Origin of the sequence: Sphingobium sp. (assembly GCF_036170395.1) — a bacterium.
Taxonomy (GTDB): Bacteria; Pseudomonadota; Alphaproteobacteria; order Sphingomonadales; family Sphingomonadaceae; genus Sphingobium.
The window spans coordinates 1-17,850 of sequence record NZ_JAVHPD010000063.1; the positions used below are offsets into that span (position 1 = coordinate 1).

17 protein-coding genes are annotated in these 17,850 nt (G+C 66.6%); 6 read left to right on the top strand and 11 right to left on the bottom strand.

Features of this window, described 5'->3' with window-relative positions:
• Positions 1–63 precede the first annotated feature (63 nt).
• Positions 64–1,235, top strand: a protein-coding gene (locus tag V2B31_RS16185; protein WP_328280423.1) for an IS3 family transposase whose coding sequence is annotated in 2 segments (ribosomal slippage) — positions 64–328 and positions 328–1,235 — 1,173 coding nt in all. Because the reading frame shifts where the segments join, the coding sequence is not laid out codon by codon here.
• Between the two features lie 186 nt (positions 1,236–1,421).
• Here V2B31_RS16185 and V2B31_RS16190 read toward each other — a convergent pair.
• Entirely contained in the window at positions 1,422–2,879 is a 1,458-nt protein-coding gene (locus V2B31_RS16190; RefSeq protein ID WP_328280425.1) for a hypothetical protein, read from the bottom strand.
• A 720-nt stretch (positions 2,880–3,599) separates the two neighbouring features.
• Here V2B31_RS16190 and V2B31_RS16195 point away from each other — a divergent pair.
• The 3 genes from V2B31_RS16195 to V2B31_RS16205 all read left to right on the top strand — a co-directional run bounded on the left by V2B31_RS16195 (position 3,600) and on the right by V2B31_RS16205 (position 5,713).
• Positions 3,600–4,040 (top strand): hypothetical protein, encoded by a 441-nt coding sequence (locus tag V2B31_RS16195; RefSeq protein WP_328280428.1) that lies wholly within the window; start codon positions 3,600–3,602, stop codon positions 4,038–4,040.
• 69 nt (positions 4,041–4,109) lie between these two features.
• Positions 4,110–4,478, top strand: coding sequence for a YciI family protein (locus V2B31_RS16200; protein WP_328280430.1), 369 nt, complete (start codon positions 4,110–4,112; stop codon positions 4,476–4,478).
• The gene (locus V2B31_RS16205) at positions 4,475–5,713 is read left to right on the top strand and encodes an RNA polymerase sigma factor (RefSeq protein WP_328280432.1); all 1,239 of its coding nucleotides are present in this window, start codon (positions 4,475–4,477) and stop codon (positions 5,711–5,713) included. The genes V2B31_RS16200 and V2B31_RS16205 overlap by 4 nt, the downstream gene beginning before the upstream one ends.
• Positions 5,714–5,720: 7 nt before the next feature.
• On the opposite strand, the gene V2B31_RS16210 is transcribed toward V2B31_RS16205, so the two are convergent.
• From V2B31_RS16210 to V2B31_RS16250, 9 genes are all read right to left on the bottom strand, one after another.
• Positions 5,721–7,328 carry a pilus assembly protein TadG-related protein gene (locus V2B31_RS16210; protein ID WP_328280434.1) on the bottom strand — a complete coding sequence of 536 codons (1,608 nt, stop codon included), beginning with the start codon at positions 7,326–7,328 and terminating at the stop codon, positions 5,721–5,723.
• Positions 7,325–7,720: a TadE/TadG family type IV pilus assembly protein gene (locus tag V2B31_RS16215; protein ID WP_328280436.1), complete on the bottom strand. Its 396-nt coding sequence runs from the start codon at positions 7,718–7,720 to the stop codon at positions 7,325–7,327. The genes V2B31_RS16210 and V2B31_RS16215 overlap by 4 nt, the downstream gene beginning before the upstream one ends.
• Before the next feature lie 202 nt (positions 7,721–7,922).
• Complete coding sequence (locus V2B31_RS16220; protein ID WP_328280438.1) at positions 7,923–8,816, bottom strand: PAS domain-containing protein; 894 nt, start codon at positions 8,814–8,816, stop codon at positions 7,923–7,925.
• A 95-nt stretch (positions 8,817–8,911) separates the two neighbouring features.
• The gene (locus V2B31_RS16225) at positions 8,912–9,127 is read right to left on the bottom strand and encodes a hypothetical protein (protein WP_328280442.1); all 216 of its coding nucleotides are present in this window, start codon (positions 9,125–9,127) and stop codon (positions 8,912–8,914) included.
• 30 nt (positions 9,128–9,157) lie between these two features.
• Positions 9,158–10,417: an N-succinylarginine dihydrolase gene (locus tag V2B31_RS16230; RefSeq protein WP_328280444.1), complete on the bottom strand. Its 1,260-nt coding sequence runs from the start codon at positions 10,415–10,417 to the stop codon at positions 9,158–9,160.
• Positions 10,414–11,433 (bottom strand): arginine N-succinyltransferase, encoded by a 1,020-nt coding sequence (locus V2B31_RS16235; RefSeq protein ID WP_328280446.1) that lies wholly within the window; start codon positions 11,431–11,433, stop codon positions 10,414–10,416. Before V2B31_RS16235 ends, V2B31_RS16230 begins: the two co-directional genes overlap by 4 nt.
• Positions 11,430–12,650: a hydrolase gene (locus V2B31_RS16240; protein ID WP_328280448.1), complete on the bottom strand. Its 1,221-nt coding sequence runs from the start codon at positions 12,648–12,650 to the stop codon at positions 11,430–11,432. Before V2B31_RS16240 ends, V2B31_RS16235 begins: the two co-directional genes overlap by 4 nt.
• Positions 12,651–12,708: 58 nt before the next feature.
• Positions 12,709–13,617, bottom strand: coding sequence for a DUF481 domain-containing protein (locus V2B31_RS16245; protein WP_328280450.1), 909 nt, complete (start codon positions 13,615–13,617; stop codon positions 12,709–12,711).
• 38 nt (positions 13,618–13,655) lie between these two features.
• Positions 13,656–14,141, bottom strand: a complete 486-nt coding sequence (locus V2B31_RS16250) for an RNA pyrophosphohydrolase (protein ID WP_328280452.1) — start codon at positions 14,139–14,141, stop codon at positions 13,656–13,658.
• 207 nt (positions 14,142–14,348) lie between these two features.
• Between V2B31_RS16250 and V2B31_RS16255 the strand changes: the two genes are divergently transcribed.
• Both V2B31_RS16255 and V2B31_RS16260 read left to right on the top strand, forming a co-directional pair.
• Positions 14,349–15,725, top strand: a complete 1,377-nt coding sequence (locus V2B31_RS16255; RefSeq protein WP_328280454.1) for a cryptochrome/photolyase family protein — start codon at positions 14,349–14,351, stop codon at positions 15,723–15,725.
• Between the two features lie 36 nt (positions 15,726–15,761).
• The gene (locus V2B31_RS16260) at positions 15,762–17,027 is read left to right on the top strand and encodes a cyclopropane-fatty-acyl-phospholipid synthase family protein (protein ID WP_328280456.1); all 1,266 of its coding nucleotides are present in this window, start codon (positions 15,762–15,764) and stop codon (positions 17,025–17,027) included.
• Here the strand turns inward: V2B31_RS16260 and V2B31_RS16265 are convergent.
• Positions 17,014–17,730 carry an SDR family NAD(P)-dependent oxidoreductase gene (locus tag V2B31_RS16265; RefSeq protein WP_328280459.1) on the bottom strand — a complete coding sequence of 239 codons (717 nt, stop codon included), beginning with the start codon at positions 17,728–17,730 and terminating at the stop codon, positions 17,014–17,016. The genes V2B31_RS16260 and V2B31_RS16265 overlap by 14 nt on opposite strands.
• Positions 17,731–17,850: the final 120 nt, after the last annotated feature.

The window sequence follows — 17,850 nt, forward strand, 5'->3', positions numbered from 1 at the left end:
TGATCTGCCCCCCGCTGAGTGGCCCAGAGACTATGATAGTCTGGACCACGAAAGGGACGATGAATGCCGAGCAAGAAGCACAAGCCGGAAGAGATTATCGGCAAGCTGCGTGAAGTTGAGATTGTGCTGGCGCAGGGAGCGAGCACGGCTGAAGCCTGCCGCCGGATCGCGGTCAGCGAGCAAACCTATTATCGCTGGCGGAAGGAATATGGCGGCCTGAAAACGGACCAGGCGCGGCGTATGAAGGATCTGGAGAGAGAGAACCAGCGTCTTCGCCGGGCGATTTCGGACCTGACGCTGGACAAGCTGATCCTGCAGGAGGCTGCCAAGGGAAACTTCTGAGCCCTGCGCGGCGGCGGCGCTGCATCGATCATGTACGACGAGAGCTTCCGGTGTCCGAGCGACGGATATGCCGGGTGCTGGGTCAGCATCGATCGACACAACGCAAGGTGCCGCGCGGGGCGGATGACGAGCAGGCGCTGACGGAGGACATCATCGCAGTGGCAAAGCAATATGGTCGATACGGCTACCGCCGGGTGACGGCGTTGCTGTGCCATGCGGGTTGGACGGTGAACCATAAGCGGGTCGAACGGATCTGGCGGCGTGAGGGGCTGAAGGTTCCGCAGCGCCAGCCAAAGCGCGGGCGTCTATGGCTCAATGACGGATCCTGCATCCGCCTGCGGCCGGAATATCCGGGACATGTGTGGGCCTACGACTTCGTCGAAGGGCGCACGCATGATGGCCGCAAGTTCCGCATTCTGACCATCATCGACGAGGCCAGCCGGGAGTGCCTAGCGCTCGTCGTGGCGCGTCAGCTTAAGCATGAGGATGTTCTGGCGGCCTTGGCCGATCTGTTCATCTCGCGCGGTCCGCCTGCGCATATACGGTCCGATAATGGCAGCGAATTTATCGCGACCGCCGTCCAGAAATGGCTGGGCCAGATCGGCGTGAAGACACTGTACATCACACCGGGATCACCATGGGAGAATGGCTATAGCGAAAGCTTCAACGGGTCACTTCGCGACGAACTGCTCAACGGCGAGATCTTCTACAGCCTTGCCGAGGCCAAGGTACTGATCGAGGCATGGCGGCGGCATTACAACACTGTTCGCCCTCACAGCAGCCTGGGCTACCGACCACCGGCACCAGAAACGGCGACACCGCCATATCCGGCCTCCGGTTCCGCTTCGCTCCACCTCCGTCCGGATATGGCGGCGATGGGCTTAATCCACTAACAAACAAATCGGCCCACTCGGCGGGGGCAGATCACTGATCGCCCTTGCTCACGTCGGCGATGATCGACTTGAGATGCTTTTCTTCCAACTCGGCCATCGAACATCCCCTTCAGCTGCTCGTGTCAGCTACACATGTTGCGCAATCCTCTTGATGACAGCGGCGGCCCCTATGGACCCTTAGCCGCCTCAGCTTACCTCTTCATCAAGTTCGTCGAGCAAGTCCTGCAGATCGCGCGCGTTCTTGAGCTCGTCGAGCTTGCGCTTGGTCGCTGCGCCTTCCGCGTCGCGGATCGTCTGCGCGCCGCTCACCCCTGCGTCGATCACGCTCGCCACGTCCTTACCGCCGCTGCCGATATTATATTGGAGTATCATCGGTTCGCCCGACGCGCCGAACTCTGCGCCCACCGTGCGCCCGCCAAAGATGCTTCCGCCGGTCCGCATCGTGTACAGGCGCGATAACTGGGGCAGCTTAACGCTGCCGCTGCCCGACGCATCCGCAGCGGCGACCCAGGTCTCGTCGGCCTCGCACACGGTTGCAGCCGCGCACGGCGCCGGATTGGGCCACAGCTTCACGCTGGCCGGGATCGGACGCACGAACACGAGATCACGGGTGGGTAGCGGATCGGTCTTGGCCACCTCGGCAGCGCAGGCCGACGCCGCGGCGGCCTTGGGATCACAGCCGAACCAGGAGGCGAGTTTCGCGTCCGGCGCGATCCGGACCTGATAGCCATAGAGTCCCGGAATGCGCGGATCCTGTTTCTGGAGCAGCGCAGCGATGCTGGGCTCGTGCTCCGTAATCGCATACCGCGCCTCGCGAACCTCCTTGCGTACCGCCGTAACGCGGAACCAGCGGCTGATGTCGGGCGCCGGGATCTGGCCGGCCAGATTCGCGATGCTCGCATCAGCGGCAAGCGCTGGGGCGAGCCCCCCCTTCAAGGTGGCGTTGATCGTCAGCGCCGCTTCCAGCGTGCTGACTTCGCTTCGCCGCAACGTGAGCAGATCCTGGGTTGTCGTCGAAGCATCGCCGCCGATCACCCGCGCCTCAAGCGCTGCCACATCTTCGCGGCGCTCCTCCAACTCCTTGAGCTGCTCGATCACCTTTGGCTGGCACTCGAGATACCAGCGGGTCGCAAAATAACGTGGCCGAGCGACCGGCCGGTCGAGGCCCTCCGCCACGGCGGCGTTCGGCCGAATGGCTGCCGCCGCGGGACCGACGCCAAGGATCGGATTGGCGGACATCGCCAGAACCGCGGCACCTGCCTTGATCAACGAGACGAGGAGCGGGCCGCCTTGGCCGGTGGTCCTGCCGTTGAAGGTCTTGAGGTACCAGTCCTCATTGAACTGAACCTTGGTCTCGCGGTCCACTAGGAACCCAGTCTCCGCGTCCAACCGGACAAGGCGCCGCGGCGCTTGCTTGCCAGCGATCGCGACCTTGTAGGCGAACTCCACCCTCAATCCCTCGGCGCCGGTGGCAAGGCCCGCCTGCGCCTCGGCGCTCGTCGGGCATTTCGTGATGCGCTGCGCGACGCCTGCCGTCACCGTCACCCCCGGCAGGACATAGTCGATCGTCACCGGATCGCGCGCGTGCGCCGGAAACGATCCTAGAAGGATCAGGCTGAGCGCCGCCGAGAAGCTCCGCATCATTTCCCCGTTTCTGCAGCTCGCTGCCTCCAGCAAGTGAGCTCGCTTTGGCAAGCAAGCTGTCATCGCATCCGCACGCTTCGCGAATCAAAGAAGACCCCAGGTTACTACTTGGATTAGTCTGTCACACCGGTCCGTGTCTGCAAGCAATACGTTAGAAAATCAGGTTCGTTCTGGAACAACTAACAAAGCGTACCGCAGCACCGGCTCTGACGAACGCCGGCGGGTCACTCCTCAGGGATCTGGAGGACGTGCTCGCCGATGCACAGCACGTCCTTTTCAGCGCCCCTGTTAAAGGCACCACTCTTGGATGCGCACTCGGGGGGATGAGCGGATAGGCCCGGCGGCCATAGCTGCTGCGCCTTGTTGACGGCAGGGACGAACGTCCACTTTTCAGGATCGATCGAGCAAGCGCCAACGGCGACCTGGAGGCAGAAGCTGACAACCGCAGATACTATTGAGCAGTGCGCTTGCCGGCTGGTAATTGGTCGATCAGTATCGTCGAATTATCAACGGCGGCGCAGCACGGCGCACGTCGGCAGCGGACGCCCAGCGGCGGCTCTATAGTAGTGCAAACGGCAATACATATTCGTTATGCTTATCCGGCGCGGGGCGCCATCTCCAGAAAATAAAAAATCATCCTCCTGTCGAAATCGCCGACGCTCGCGTGTCATCCGATCGAGCAGCGCGATGGTCGCGTCTGCCTCGCCACGGAGACGTGTCATGACGACCCTCGCTTATCCGCCACAAACCGGCCTGTTCCGGACGTCCATCGGCCTTGCCCTCGGGTGGAACATCTTCGGCTGCATCCAGTGCATTGCGACCGTCAGCGCTGATCCGGCTGCGTTGATGGCGCGCGGCATGAGTTCGAGCCAGGCGGCGCTCTATACCGGGCTCCCGCTCTGGATGCACCTTGCCTTCGTCGCGGCCGTGTTCGCCGGGACGGCCGGGTGTGCATTGTTGCTGTTGAAGCGGCGGGCCGCTCTGCCCCTGCTCGCCTTGTCCCTTGCCGGCTATGTCGCGCTTACGGCAGGCGACACGCTGCTCGGCATCTTCGCCGCTTTCGGCCTGCCCCAGATCATCATCGTCGGCGGCTCCACCCTGGTCGCGGCCGGCGCCCTGGCCGCCGCCTTCTTCACCGGCAGGAGCAACCGGCTCGCCTGAGCCGGCGCTTTTTCATTCCCCTTCCGACACAATCTACTATCACGGACATCACGCAGAGGAGATCATCCCATGCAATATATGCTGCTGCTCAACGAAACCGCCGAGGAATATGGGCGGAGCAACGATCCCGAACAGGCGCCGCTCTACTGGGGTGCATGGAATGCCTATATCGGCGCGCTGCGCGAGGCGGGCGTCATCATCAATGGCGACGGGCTGCTGGGTCCGCATACGGCCACGACCGTGCGCATCCGCGACGGGCAGCGGCTGGTGCAGGACGGCCCCTTTGCCGACACCAAGGAGCAGCTGGGCGGCTATTTCGTGATCGAGGTCGCCGATCTCGACGCAGCGCTCGAATGGGCGGCGCGCGCGCCCTGCGCGGCCAACGGCTCGGTCGAGGTGCGCCCGGTGATGCCGCCGCCCCCCGGCATGGCGGGGTGAGCGAAGCAGCGGCGAGCCGGCGCGCGGCGGAGTTGGCGGCCCGCGCCTCCTACGGCCGGCTCGTCGCCCTGCTCGCCGCGCGCACCCGCGACATCGCAGCGGCGGAGGATGCGCTTGCCGACGCCTTCGCTGCCGCGCTGCGCCACTGGCCGCAGCGCGGCGTGCCAGCCAATCCCGACGCCTGGCTGATGACCGCCGCTAAGCGGACCCTGCTCAATGCGGCCCGCCACGACAACATGCGCACAGCAGCATCGGGGGAGGTCGAGCGCCGCACCATCAACCGGCTGAGCGATACGGAACAGGCCATGATCCCCGACGAGCGGCTGAAGCTTCTGTTCGTCTGCGCGCATCCCGCGATCGATGCGGCCGCCCGCACGCCGCTGATGCTTCAGACGGTCCTTGGCCTTGACGCGGCGCGGATCGGCGCGGCGTTCCTGATCGCGCCGGCCACCATGGGCCAGAGGCTGGTGCGCGCCAAGGCCAAGATACGTGACGCCGGGCTTCGCTTCACAGTCCCGGAGCCGGAAGCGATGCCGGAACGGCTGGGGCCAGTGCTTGACGCGGTATATGCCGCCTATGGCGCGGGTTGGGACGGGCTGGGCGGGGACGATGCGGCGGTCAACGGCCTTGGCGAGGAGGCGATTTTCCTTGGCCGGCTGCTGGCCGAACTGCTGCCCGATGCGCCCGAAGCCAAGGGACTGCTCGCGCTCATGCTCTATTGCGAGGCCCGACGCGAGGCTCGGCGCGACCTCAGCGGCCGGTTCGTGCCGCTTGCCGATCAGGACGCGCGCCTGTGGTCCGCGCCGATGATCGCGGAGGCTGAAAGGCTGCTCACCGCTGCGTCCCGTGCGGGGCAATTCGGTCGCTATCAGTGCGAGGCCGCGATCCAGTCGGTCCATGTCCAGCGCCCGATCGAGGGCTCGGTCAATCATCGGGCGCTGCTGACTCTCTATGATCTGCTCGCGGCGCACGCCCCGACTGCCGGCATATTGGTGGCGCGCGCCGCCACTCTGCTCCAGGCCGGCGATCCCGCCGCAGCGCTTGCGGCGCTCGATACGTTGACGGGGCAGGAGCGGATCGCCACCTATCAGCCCTATTGGGCGACCCGCGCTCACGCCCTCCGCGCGACCGGCGCGACCGCTGCCGCCAGGAACGCCTTCCACAAGGCTGCGGGCCTTGCGACCGATCCCGCGATCCGCGCCTGGCTTCTGGCGGAGGCGGCTGGAACGGCCTGACCCGCGCTCAGGCCACGATCTGCGCGATGCCGCAGCGCCGCTCATGCACGCGCACATCGGCCGATCCCACCCGCACGCCCAGCGTCGCCGTGACGCTGGTCAGCAGCGAGTCGAGCAATGGCGCGGTTGTTCCAAGCAGGCTGCCCACCAACGGACTGAGCGGGCTGTTGCTGACGGTCAGCCCCAGGACCGATATCTGGACCTGGGTCTGGCCTGCGAGGCTCGCCGCAATCCCTTGCGTCAGATCCTGCGTGCTCACCGTCTTGACCTGCCCCGCGCTGATCTCGGCCGGCGAGAAATGGACGCTCTGCGGCTGCGTGCCACCCAAAGCGATACGGGTGAAGGCGGTGACGCGCGTGCCCAGCGCCTGCGCCAACAGAGCAGCACGCGGGTTGGGCGGGGTGGAAAAGTCGGTCAGCGCGCCGACATCCACATCGCCCAGCACCGCCGATCCGACCGACGGCGTCACCGCCAGCGTGACGCTCCCGTTCGGCCCGCAGACAATGTCGGACAGTCGCGCTTCCGCCGCCGCCAGTTCGACGTAAAGCGGCACCCGCACCGTTCCCAGCCCGCCGAGCAAGGTCGCGACCGATGTTTCGAGATAGATGCGCGTCTGCGCCGTCCGCAGCACCACATCATGCTTCGCGGTGACAGTCAGCAGCGGCGATCGCGTCTGCCCTTCGCCCACCACCAGCATCAGCCTTGTGCTGGCAAGCCCCGGCACGGCGACCCGCAAGTCCATCGGCACCGACATGCCCGAAGGCGGGCTCAGCACCATCCGCAGCATCGAAAAAGCGTCGAGCAGGATGTGCGGCTGGCCGGTCGCATTGCCCGCCGACGCCATCGGCCCCAGATCGATCATGTCGCTCAGGCGCACGCTGCGCCCCGCTATTCGCCCGGCCAGCGCCTGCAAGGTGGCGGCAGCGGGGCTGCCGGCGCTGGCGTCGGCCATGGCCGCGAGCAGGTCGCCGATCGGCACCTGCCGGTCGAACAATTCGCCATAGCTCTCCCCATCGCGGCCCAGCCGGACCTTCAGCGCATCGGCGACGTGCAGCAGGTCGAGGTTGGCGTCGACCAGGCCATTATAGTCCATCACCGACAGGTTGAGTTCGGTCCCTGCGAGATTGGACAGGATCATGTTGGGCAGGCCGCCGCTCAGCGAAGCCAGCCCGGTTCCGAGCGAAAAGGCCGCCGCATCGCTGCGCGCCGCAATCGCGCGGGCAGACAGATCCACACCGTCGCGCCCCACCAGCAGCCGCCCGAAAAACAAAGGCACCCGCCGCTGCACCGCGATCCGGGTCGCCCCGCCCGCGCCGCCGGTCTGGAAGCGATCCGCCACCGGCACCGCGCCATCGGCGGCATAGCTCCCGCTCTCTACGCTGGCGATGGTCACGCCGCTAACGCCGCTCTGCGCCAGCAACTGTTCGGCGGCGGTGCGCCCGCCATCCGCCGCCGCCAGCGCTGCGGCGTCGGCAATCCCCTGAAGCTGGCGGCGCGCAAGATAGACCGAGCCAAGATCGACCGCCACCGTCGCCGCGCCCGCCAGCATGAACATCGACCCGGCGACCAGCACGCTGATCCCGCCCCGCCGATCGCTGGCCAGCCGCGCCGTCATTGGCTGCTGATCCGCACGACCGCGCTGCGCTCCAGCACGCCGCCGGGCACCGGCACAGGGATGGCAGCGAAGATCGGTGCGTTGGTCAGATTGAACCGGAGCGTCACGGTATAATATCCGCCGCTCTCCCCCGTGCCGACGCTGATCGTCTGCGCGCCCGGCATGGGGAAAGCGGCGCGCGCTGCGGTCACGCTCTGATCGACCAGCGCGCGCCGCTCGGTGGTCGTCAGCCCGGCGACGGATGCGCGGGCGGCATCGTTGGCCGCCTGTTGCAGGCTATGCGCCGTCATGAACCAGCAGCCATAGGCCCAGATCCCGCTCAGCAGCAGGATCAGCAAGGGGATGGCAAACGCCGCCTCGACCAGCACGCTGCCGGCCTGGTCGCGCGCCATGCGGCGGGGCGATGAAAGGGGAGGGGCGGGCATTGCTGTCATGCCCTTATGCTATGCGGCCGCGCTCAACAGCCGGTTGGCGCGGTTGGCTGCGCAAACCCCGCAATTTGCGCGGTCCCGTTCCACCCGTTGGAGAGGCTTTGGCGACCTGCACGAAGCGATTGCGGAAATGTCGTCGCCTCGGTCCAGAATGGACGCGATTTCATATATTCTCGTCGCCCGGCTGCGGCGTCATGAGGATGATCGCCCCTTCCGTGCCATATATGCCGTGCAGCCGCGCGATCGCCGCCTCCACGCCGGCGATCGTGCCGCCATTGGTGAGGAGCGGGATCGTCGCCCTCTGGTCGCCGTCGCCGCGCAGCACCCGCTCCAGCTGCTCGCGGAAGGCGGGCCGTCCCGCCAGCCCGACCAGGTCGGCGAGCGCCACCTTGGTCAGCCGGTCGATCGGCAGCCCCACCATCGCGCAGAAATTATCGTCGGCAATCTCGATGAAGCCCCGCGCCGACACCCGCACATAGGACACGCCGCCATGCACGCTCATGGCCTTGAGGATCGCCGATTTGACGTCGGCCAGCCGGTGCCGCTGCATGTCGGCGGTGATGTCCCGCATCATCAGAGCTACCCCTTGCGCGAAGGGAAAAGTCTGCACATGCAGCCAGTTATCGTCGCGGAAGGGGGAGGGGATGTCGGCTGCGCTCGCCTCGCCCGACGCCAGGCTGTGGCGGATATGCGCTTCGGTCAGCGTGCCGCTGATCTCGGGGAACACGTCCCAGAGCAGCTGCCCTTCCAATTGCCGGTCCCAGCATTTAGTCATGGCGAGCGCCACGCCATTGGCGTAGCTGATGCTGAGGTCGGCGCGGCACAAAATCAGCCCCTGATGGATGCGCGCCGCCAGCTCGAAGGTCCGGTCCGGCGCGGCCGCTTCGGCATCGCTCACCGCCAGCGTGCGGAACCGGTCCACCCCCATGAAGATATGCGTTTCGCGGCCATGATGGGTCACCATCACCGGCTCGCGCGATCCGACCTCGCGCCAATGGGCGAAATTGCGGACCAGTTCAGCCGCGGGCACGCTGCGTCTGCGACGATCGTCAAGCATAAATCCTTGAACTCCCTGCTTTTTGCAGGGCCAAGGATAATCGAAATGGCGGATCGCCTAAGCGGATTTAGGTCCGTTTCGCTTGGGATCGTGGGTCAGAGGCCGCGCTGATATTCCAGTGCGTCCAATATCTTGCCGCCCGCCATGAACACCGCGCCCGAGCAGGCGAGCGCCAGCAGCTTGCCGCCAAGCCCCGGATATTGGTCCAGATAGACCAGCCCCCGCTGCGTCGCGCCCAGCGCCAGTGCGTAGATCACCAGAAACGCCTCGAACTTGGTCTTGATGATGAAGAGGCTTTTGATCCGTTCCATGGCGACTCGTCCGGTGACATCCCCCGATGCTCAAGGGATGAGGTCGCCGGAAAGCTGCAAATGGTCAACAAGCGTTAACCATGATTGTTCGATCCGGGCGATCAGCGCCGCGTCGTTCAGGTCGTCGGGCGCGATATTTTCCGGCCAGTAGCGGTCGACGATCGCCGCGATCCCGTCCAGCTTCGCCTCATCCACCAGAAAGCGCGGATCAATCTGCGCCGGATCGGCGACGACGCGGAGCCGCAGGCAGGCCGGCCCGCCGCCATTCGCCATCGACTGGCGCACATCGACCGGAACCAGCCGCCGGATCGGCCCGTTGCCCGCGACCATCGCTTCCAGCCAGCGCCACACCGCCGGCGTCTCTTGCGCTTCGGTCGGCAGCACCAGCGCCATGCCGCCATCGGGGAGAGTCACAAGCTGCGCGTTGAAGAGGTAGGAACGGATCGCATCGGCCAGGCTCACCGCGCTCGCTGGCACCTCGACAATCTCGACGCAGGGGAGGGCGACCCGCAGCGCGGCATAGAAGCCGTCCTTGTCGGCGAACGCCTGCTCATGGGCGAAAAGCACATGCTCGTTCGCCACCGCCACGACATCATTGTGGAACGCGCCCGCCGCGATCGCCTCGACCGACTGCTCCACGAACAAAGTCCGCGCCGGATCGAGCCCATGCAGCCGCGCCACCGCCTTGCTCGCCTCGACATGCTGGCGCGCAGGAAACGCCCCGCCCGATCGCCCATAGACGAACACTTCGACGCCCGGCGTTCCATGGCTCTCCGCCAGCCGCATATGATTGGCCGCGCCCTCATCGCCGAACGGCGCGGGGATTGGATCATGCACCACGAAATGGCGCGTGTCGGAGAAGGCGAGGCGCAACTGCGCCAGCGTCTGCGGCCATTCGTGGCTGCGGTGCGGCATGGTGACGAGATTGGCGACGGTCAGATGCGTGCGCCCGTCCGCCGTGTCGCTCGCCGGCGATACCGTCGCGGCATTGGCCGCCCACATGGAGGAAGCCGACATCGCCGCCGCGCGGATGTGCGGCTCCGCGTGGCCTACATCGGTGCCGAGCTTCGCCAGCCATGCGGTGTCGGGCCGCCATTGCGGCAGGAAGATGCCTTGGCTGAGGCCGAGGCGGATATTGCCCCGCATCTTCTCGATCCCCTGGAGCGCCGCCGCGCGCGGATGCGACACCGCGCCGGCATTGCGCGCCGACGCCAGATTGCCGAGGCTGAGGCCCGCATAATTGTGACTGGGACCGATGATCCCATCGAAATTAATCTCGCGCACGCTCATGCCCGCCCTGCCATCGTGAATGCGTCCCCCGGTTGCAGCCCCAGCCGCGCCGCGCTCGCCGAGTCGATCGACAGGCCGCCATTGTCGCTGTCCTGCACGAAACCCCAGGTGCAGCGGAAATGCGCCAGCGTTCCGGTCGCGATCAGCATCTTGTCGCCGCCGCTGGCATGGGTCGCGCCCAGCGTCACGTCGCGCGCGCTCGCGATCGTCCGCAGCTGGTCCACCTGACCCACCATCGTCGGCCCGCCGTCGAATATATCGACATAGCCCGCATTCTCGAACCCCTCGGTCTCCAGCATCCGCATCGCCGCGCGGCCATTGGGGTGGGGCAGGCCGATGACGGCGCGGGCGCTGTCGGTCAGCATCGCGGTATAGATCGGCGTCTTGGGCATCAGGTCGGCGATGAACTGGTTGCCGTTCACCGCATTGAACTCGTCCGCTTCCTGAAAGCTCATGCCGAAGAAGCGGCCGGCAAGCCCGTCCCAGAAGGGCGATCCGCCCGCCTCGTCGATCACCCCGCGCAGCTCCGCGATCACCCGGTCGCCGAACCGCGCCCGATGCGCCCGGATATAGAGATAGCGGCTGCGCGCCAGCAGCAGCCCCAGCCCCTCGGCGCGCTCACGCGGATGCAGGAACAGGCCGCCCACCTCCACCGACCCTTCCAGATCGGTGGTGAGCGAGAGCATCTGCGCGCGAAAGGTGCGCCCCAGCTCGCGGCTATGCTGGGTCAGCACGCCCAGGCGATAGGAATAGAAGGGCCAGCTCTGCCCCACGGTCGAGAAAATCTGGCATGTGCCGCGCACCTGCCCTGTCTCGACATTCTCCAGCACCATGACGATCAGCTCGTCCTCGATGCCCTCGCTCGTCCGCGCCAGCGCCTTCTCGGTCCGCTCCAGCTTGGCGGCGAGCGCCTTGCGGTCGGGCGGCAGGTTGGTGAAACCCCCGCCGGTCAGCTTCGCCATTTCATACAGCGTCTGCAAATCGTCCGCGCGCGCGATGCGCATGATGAAGCTCAAGCGGCCATCCCCCTCTCAAATTCCCCCCGTGCGATCCGCCAGATCGCCAGCGCCGACAGCTGCGCCCGCTCGGCCAGGCTCTCGGTCAGCAGAAACTCGGCGTCGCTATGGATTCTGCCCCCGCGCACGCCCATCGTGTCGACCACCGGCACGCCGCAGGCCGCGATATTGTTGCCGTCGCACACGCCGCCGGTATCGCGCCAGCCGATCGGCAGCCCCAGATCCGCGCCGCAGCGCTTCACCAGCCCGAACAGTCGCTCCGCCTTCGCGTCCATCGGCTTGGGCGGGCGGCCGAAGCCGCCATGGAGATGCAGGCGGACGTCATGATCCCGCGCCACCGCCGCCATGGTCGCTTGAATGAGCGCGCGCGCCGCGATCTCGTCCGCCGGCGTTCGCGGCCGGAAATTCACGCGCAGCACCGCATGGTCGGGCACGACATTGTTCGGCCCACCGCCGTCGATTTTCGCCGGGTTGCACGAGCAGGCCGCGCCGCTCCCCGCCTTCAGCCGCAACGCCAGATCGGCGGCGGCGACCAGCGCGTTGCGGCCCTCTTCCGGGTTGCGTCCGGCATGGGCGCTGCGGCCGGTGACGATGATCGAGAAGTTGCCGCTCCCCGCCCGCGCGCCCGCCAAAGTCCCGTCCGGCAAGGCCGGCTCATAGGTGAAGGCGGCGACCTTGCCCGCCGCCGCGTCCCGCAGCAGCGCGGCGGAGGAGGGGCTGCCGACCTCCTCGTCGCTGTTGATGACGACCGTGTAGCCGAGGGTAGCGGCGGCATCGGTCGCCTCGATCGCCCCCAGCGCCGCCAGCATCACCGCGATCCCGCCCTTCATGTCGGCGACGCCCGGCCCGTTCAGAATTCCCGGCTCCAGCCATCGTTGCGCCTGAAACGGATGGTCGGCGGCGAACACCGTATCCATATGCCCCGTCAGCAGCAGCTGCACCGGCGCATCCGGCCGCACCGACAGATGGAGGTGCCGACCATGCTCGATCAGCGCCACCGTCCCGTCTGCCGCGACGCTCTCGACCGGGGCAGGCTCGACCAGCGTCAACGCGCCCGGCAGCACAGCGAAGGCATCCGCCAGCCGCCCCGCCATCGCCGCTAGCCCCGCTAGGTTGCGCGACCCGCTGTTGATCGCTGCCCAATCCTGCACCTGCGGCAGCATCGGGGCGGCGGCGGCCCTGTCCAATAGCTGCTGTTCGGCGGACGAAAGCGTCATCCCTATCCTCTACCAGAATGGGGAGTGTCCCTCCACCGTCGCACGATTATTGCGCGGTTTAGAAATCATATGTCAAGGTCAAGCGGCTCAGCGTGTCCAGCCCGCTCGGCTGGAGGATCGTCTCCGATTCATACTGCACCGTGTAGGTCAGGGCGGCGGAAAGCCGCGTGCTGACCTTTGACTCGATCGAACTCAGCGCGTTCAGCGAAAACACGTCGCTCTCCGCATAGCCCGCCGCCGTCTGTCGCAGCGTCAGCGTCGGCGTCGCGCGCCATGCGAACGCCATCGATCCGCGCACGCCCAGCTTCGTCTCCCGCTCGCCCAACGCATATTTGGCATGGCGGATCGACGGGCCGACATCCGCCTGAAGATCGACCGGCTTGCTGACGATCAGCTTATATCCGACGCCGACCGATCCGGTATAGCGCGCGTCATAGCCGATTGAGGTATCCCGCTCGAACTGCGCCAGGCCATAGGCGAAGCCGCGCGGGTCGAACTGGTAGCGCGGCTCGTAGCTGCCGAAATAGCGTTCGCGCGACGTGACCCCGTTGGCGCGGCGGTAATCGGCGCTGGCGGTCAGCTTGTGGCTCCACTGGATGCCGGTGCGGGTGGTCGTCGCGGCGACACTGATGCCGATTTCGCGGGTCGATCCGGTCGATCGAAACCCGCCCGCCTCGATCCGCCCGGTCCATAATTCGGTGAAGCGCGCCTCGCGCACCACCATGTCGCGCGTCGCCTTGGTCCGCTCCTTCCAGCGACCCACCATGCGCTGGATTTCGTCTGCCGACGCTGGGTTGGTCTGCACCGCGATCTTGGCGACGGTGGCGATCTCGGTCTCGTTGCCATTGGCGATCGCCGCCTCCAGCATTTCGCGCACGGCCGGCGGCAGCAGAGCGCCATCGGCGGCATAAGCGTGAGCAGGGACAGCGGCGATCAGCAGGGCGGGGGCGAACAGACAAAGGCGCATTTGTCCGTCATATCGCCCCGACCGGAGATTTTAAGCCCCTAAATAAGCGCTTTGAATTCCTGAAGAATGTCGCGGTAGAGCTTCTTCTTGAACGGCACGATCAGCTCCGGCAGCGATTCGGGCTCGGCCCATTTCCATTCCCGGAACTCGGGATGCTCGGTGTTGATGTCGATGTCGCTATCCTGCCCGACAAAGCGGGCGAGGAACCAAAATTGCCGCTGCCCGCGATAGCGCCCGCCCCACAGCTTGCCGACCAGCTCGGGCGGCAGGTCGTAGAAATGCTCGTCCTTCGCCTTGGCGATGATCTCGACATGCTCGCGGCCAATGCCCGTCTCCTCGCGCAGCTCGCGCAGCGCAGCGGTGCGGGCGTCCTCATCCGCGTCGATTCCGCCCTGCGGCATCTGCCACGCCTCGACCATATTATCGAGGCGCTGGCCGACGAAGACCTTGCCATCCATATTGACCAGCATGATGCCGACGCATGGCCGGTATGCCAATTCCTGTTCGTTCGGCGTCGAAGCCATCTGATCCCCAAAATCCGTCATGACCCGGCAAGGTGCGCCCCCTGACCTGCCGTCGACGCCCTGTCTCGTCGCCGACTCAGGATAAGCGGGGCGGCGCGCGGCGTCCATCGCGCGAATCGCCTGCGGCTTCATTTGGGATAAGCGGTGGGCGGCAATATGGCCCAAGGACCGCTTGGAACCGGGCGAGTGCGCGCGCATTGGCTTATGATGCCCGATCCCGTCCTGCTCTGGCTCCGCCAGGATCTGCGCCTGTCCGATCAAGCCGCGCTCGCCGCCGCGGTCGCCGAAGGGCCGGTCATCCCGGTCTATGTGCTGGACGATGAAAGCCCGCGCATATGGGCGATGGGCGGCGCGTCGCGCTGGTGGCTGCATCACAGCCTCGCCGCGCTGGACGAGTCGCTCAAAGCCAAGGGATCGCGCCTGATCCTGCGGCGGGGCACATGCGCGACGGTGCTGGCGCAGCTTGCGAAGGAGACCGGCGCGTCCCGCGTCCATGCGCTGCGCCATTATGAACACTGGTGCCGCAATGCCGAAAAGGCGGTGGCCAAGGCGCTCGACCTCTGCCTGCACGATGGCGGGTTGCTGTTGCCGCCGGGGGCGGTGCGGACGGGGGCGGGGGGCATCTACCGCATATACACGCCCTTCTCGCGCGCGGTGATGGAGCATATGCCGCCGGCCCCGCCCCGTCCCGCGCCGCGCCGGATCGACGCGCCGGCCCGCTGGCCGCAGAGCGACTCGCTTGCCGACTGGGGTTTGCTTCCCACCAAGCCCGACTGGGCCAAGGGGTTCGCCGCCGACTGGACGCCGGGCGAGGAGGGCGCGCGCCGCCATGTCGCCGATTTTCTTGACGAGGCGGGCGATTATCCCACCGCCCGCAACCTTCCGTCGGTCGAAGGCACGTCGCGCCTCTCGCCCCATCTTCATTTCGGCGAAGTCTCCCCCGCCTATGTCTGGCATCGCGTCTCCTCTTCGGGAAAGACTGCAGAAGTCTTCCTCAAGGAACTGATCTGGCGCGATTATGCCCATACGCAGATATGCGAACTGCCGGCCTATGGCTCGCAAAACGCCCGCGCCGAATTCGATCGCCTGCCCTGGCGCGACCTGCGGGAGGCCCGCGCCGACTTTATCGCCTGGAAGCGCGGTCGCACCGGCTATCCCATCGTGGACGCGGGGATGCGGCAGCTCTGGGCGACAGGCTGGATGCACAACCGCGTCCGCATGATCGCCGCCAGCTTCCTCATCAAGCATCTGCTGATCGACTGGCGGCATGGCGCGCAATGGTTCTGGGACACGCTGGTCGATGCCGACTATGCCAACAATAGCGTCAACTGGCAGTGGGTCGCGGGCAGCGGCGTGGACGCCAATCTCTTCACCCGGATCATGGCGCCATTGAGCCAGTCGGAGAAATTCGACGCTGCCGACTATATCCGCCAGTGGGTGCCCGAACTCGCCCCGCTATCGGACGCGGCGATCCACGATCCCGACGCGCATGACGCCCGGCCGCAGGATTATCCCGCGAAGATCATCGGCCACAGGGAAGGGAGAGAGCGGGCGCTCGCCGCCTATCGCCGGATGAAGGGGTGATTGCCGATCCCGGCCGCTTGCGGCAGATATGACGTCATGAATGCCACCGATCCCCGTCGCGGCCGTCCGGCCCTGTCCGTGCGGCGCCCGCCGATAAGCGGGCGTCCCACCCGGTTTTCCCGCTGGACCGCGCCGCTGTTCCACCGGATGCTCGACCGGATCGACGCGGGACTGGAGCAGGGGGCGCTGGAAGCGAGCCTGCCCGACGGCACGCGCCGGCTTCTGGGCGGCCGCGCCGATGGCCCGTCCTGCATCGTCAATCTGCATAGCTGGCGCGCGCTGCTCCGGCTGGCGAGCGGCGGATCGGCGGGCTGGTATCGCGCCTGGGCGGCGGGTGAGTGGTCCAGCCCCGACCCCGTGCCGCTCTTCGCCCTCTTCATGCGCAATGCCGCCGCACTGGGGCAGGTGGCCCGGCCCAACGGCCCGGCGCGCTGGATGGGCCGTCTGATCCACTGGGCGCGGCGCAACCATAGGCGCGGATCGCGGCACAACATCGCCTATCATTATGATCTGGGCAATGACTTCTACGGCCTCTGGCTCGACCGGAACATGCACTATTCCAGCGCCTTGTTCCGCGATCCTGACAGCCGGATCGAAAGCCTGGAACAGGCGCAGGGCCGCAAGGCCGACGCGATCCTCGACCGCCTCGACCTCCAGGATGGCGACGCTCTGCTGGAAATCGGCTGCGGCTGGGGGGCGCTGGCGGAGCGCGCCATGGAGCGCCAGGCGATCCGCTATACCGGCCTTACCCTCTCCACCGAGCAGGCGGATTATGCCCGCGACCGGCTTGGTTCCGGCGCGGAAATCTCTCTCACCGATTATCGTGACGCCCAAGGCAGCTATGACGCCATCGCCAGCGTCGAGATGGTGGAGGCCGTGGGGCAAGCCTGGTGGCCCACCTATCTCGCCGCGATTCACCGGCTGCTGAAGCCCGGCGGTCGTGCGGCGATCCAGTATATCCTGATCGACGACGCCATTTTCGATCGCTATGCCGCCGGCGCGGATTTCATCCAGACCTATGTCTTTCCCGGCGGGATGCTGCTGTCGCAAAGCCGCTTCCGCGCGCTGGCGGAGGCGCAGGGCTTTGAATGGCGCGATGAGAAACGCTTCGGCCTCCATTACGCCGAAACGCTGCGCCGCTGGCGCGAGCGGTTCGACCGGGCGATCGAGCAGGGGCGGCTGCCGGCCAGTTTCGACCAGCATTTCGTCGCCTTGTGGCGCTATTATCTCATCTATTGCGAGGGCGGCTTCCGGGGTGGCGGCATTGACGTGGCGCAGGTGACCTTGGTCAAGCCCGCCTGACGCTGATACGCTCCCCGCTCGGCGTGTCGCCGCTCACCAGATCGACGATCGTTTCGGCGACGGTCTCCGGCCCCTTGAGCGTCGCGGGATCTTCGCCGGGGAAAGCGCGGGCGCGCATCGCGGTGCGAGTCGCGCCGGGATCGACGATATAGGTGCGGATGGCGGAGATGTTCCGCACTTCCTCGCCATAAGCGCCGACCAGCGTCTCCAACGCTGCCTTGGACGCGCCATAGGCGCCCCAATAGGCGCGAGGGCGTGCGACCGAGGATGTCAGCGCCACCACCCGCGCGTCCTTGCTCGCGCGCAGCATCGGGTCGAACGCCGCGATCAGCGCCTGGGGTGCGCCGACATTGAGCGAAAGCAGCCGGCCGAACTCCTTGGCGTCGATCGCCTGCACCGCCGCCAACGATCCCAACGTCGCGGCGTTCAGCACGAGGATGTCGAGCGCATCCCATCGTCCCGCGATCGCCTGCGCCAGCCGGCCGATGCTGTCCCCGTCGATCAGGTCGAGCGGCGCGATCGTCGCGTGGCCACCGGCGGCATGGATGCGCTCCTCAACCTCCTCCAGCCCGCCCACGGTCCGCGCGGTCAGCACCACATGCGCCCCGGCCCGCGCCAGCGCCTCCGCCGTCGCCGCGCCGATCCCCCGACTAGCGCCTGTGACAAGGGCGAGTTTGCCGGAGAGGGGGAGAGTGTCTGTCATGCTAATTCCATTGGCCTGCATCATCGTCACCCCGGACCCTTCGACTGGCTCAGGACAGGCTTGATCCGGGTCCCGCTTTGTCGCGTAAGGAAGCGTGACCCCGGGTCAAGCCCGGGGTGA

Excerpts from the sequence above, each read along its gene's own strand:
- V2B31_RS16225 (WP_328280442.1), bottom strand. The coding sequence starts at position 9,127 with ATGGAACGGATCAAAAGCCTCTTCATCATCAAGACCAAGTTCGAGGCG.
- V2B31_RS16260 (WP_328280456.1), top strand. The coding sequence starts at position 15,762 with ATGAATGCCACCGATCCCCGTCGCGGCCGTCCGGCCCTGTCCGTGCGG.
- V2B31_RS16230 (WP_328280444.1), bottom strand. The coding sequence starts at position 10,417 with ATGAGCGTGCGCGAGATTAATTTCGATGGGATCATCGGTCCCAGTCAC.
- V2B31_RS16250 (WP_328280452.1), bottom strand. The coding sequence starts at position 14,141 with ATGGCTTCGACGCCGAACGAACAGGAATTGGCATACCGGCCATGCGTC.
- V2B31_RS16190 (WP_328280425.1), bottom strand. The coding sequence starts at position 2,879 with ATGATGCGGAGCTTCTCGGCGGCGCTCAGCCTGATCCTTCTAGGATCG.
- V2B31_RS16240 (WP_328280448.1), bottom strand. The coding sequence starts at position 12,650 with ATGACGCTTTCGTCCGCCGAACAGCAGCTATTGGACAGGGCCGCCGCC.
- V2B31_RS16195 (WP_328280428.1), top strand. The coding sequence starts at position 3,600 with ATGACGACCCTCGCTTATCCGCCACAAACCGGCCTGTTCCGGACGTCC.
- V2B31_RS16210 (WP_328280434.1), bottom strand. The coding sequence starts at position 7,328 with ATGACGGCGCGGCTGGCCAGCGATCGGCGGGGCGGGATCAGCGTGCTG.
- V2B31_RS16245 (WP_328280450.1), bottom strand. The coding sequence starts at position 13,617 with ATGCGCCTTTGTCTGTTCGCCCCCGCCCTGCTGATCGCCGCTGTCCCT.
- V2B31_RS16215 (WP_328280436.1), bottom strand. The coding sequence starts at position 7,720 with ATGGCGCGCGACCAGGCCGGCAGCGTGCTGGTCGAGGCGGCGTTTGCC.
- V2B31_RS16265 (WP_328280459.1), bottom strand. The coding sequence starts at position 17,730 with ATGACAGACACTCTCCCCCTCTCCGGCAAACTCGCCCTTGTCACAGGC.
- V2B31_RS16255 (WP_328280454.1), top strand. The coding sequence starts at position 14,349 with ATGCCCGATCCCGTCCTGCTCTGGCTCCGCCAGGATCTGCGCCTGTCC.
- V2B31_RS16200 (WP_328280430.1), top strand. The coding sequence starts at position 4,110 with ATGCAATATATGCTGCTGCTCAACGAAACCGCCGAGGAATATGGGCGG.
- V2B31_RS16220 (WP_328280438.1), bottom strand. The coding sequence starts at position 8,816 with ATGCTTGACGATCGTCGCAGACGCAGCGTGCCCGCGGCTGAACTGGTC.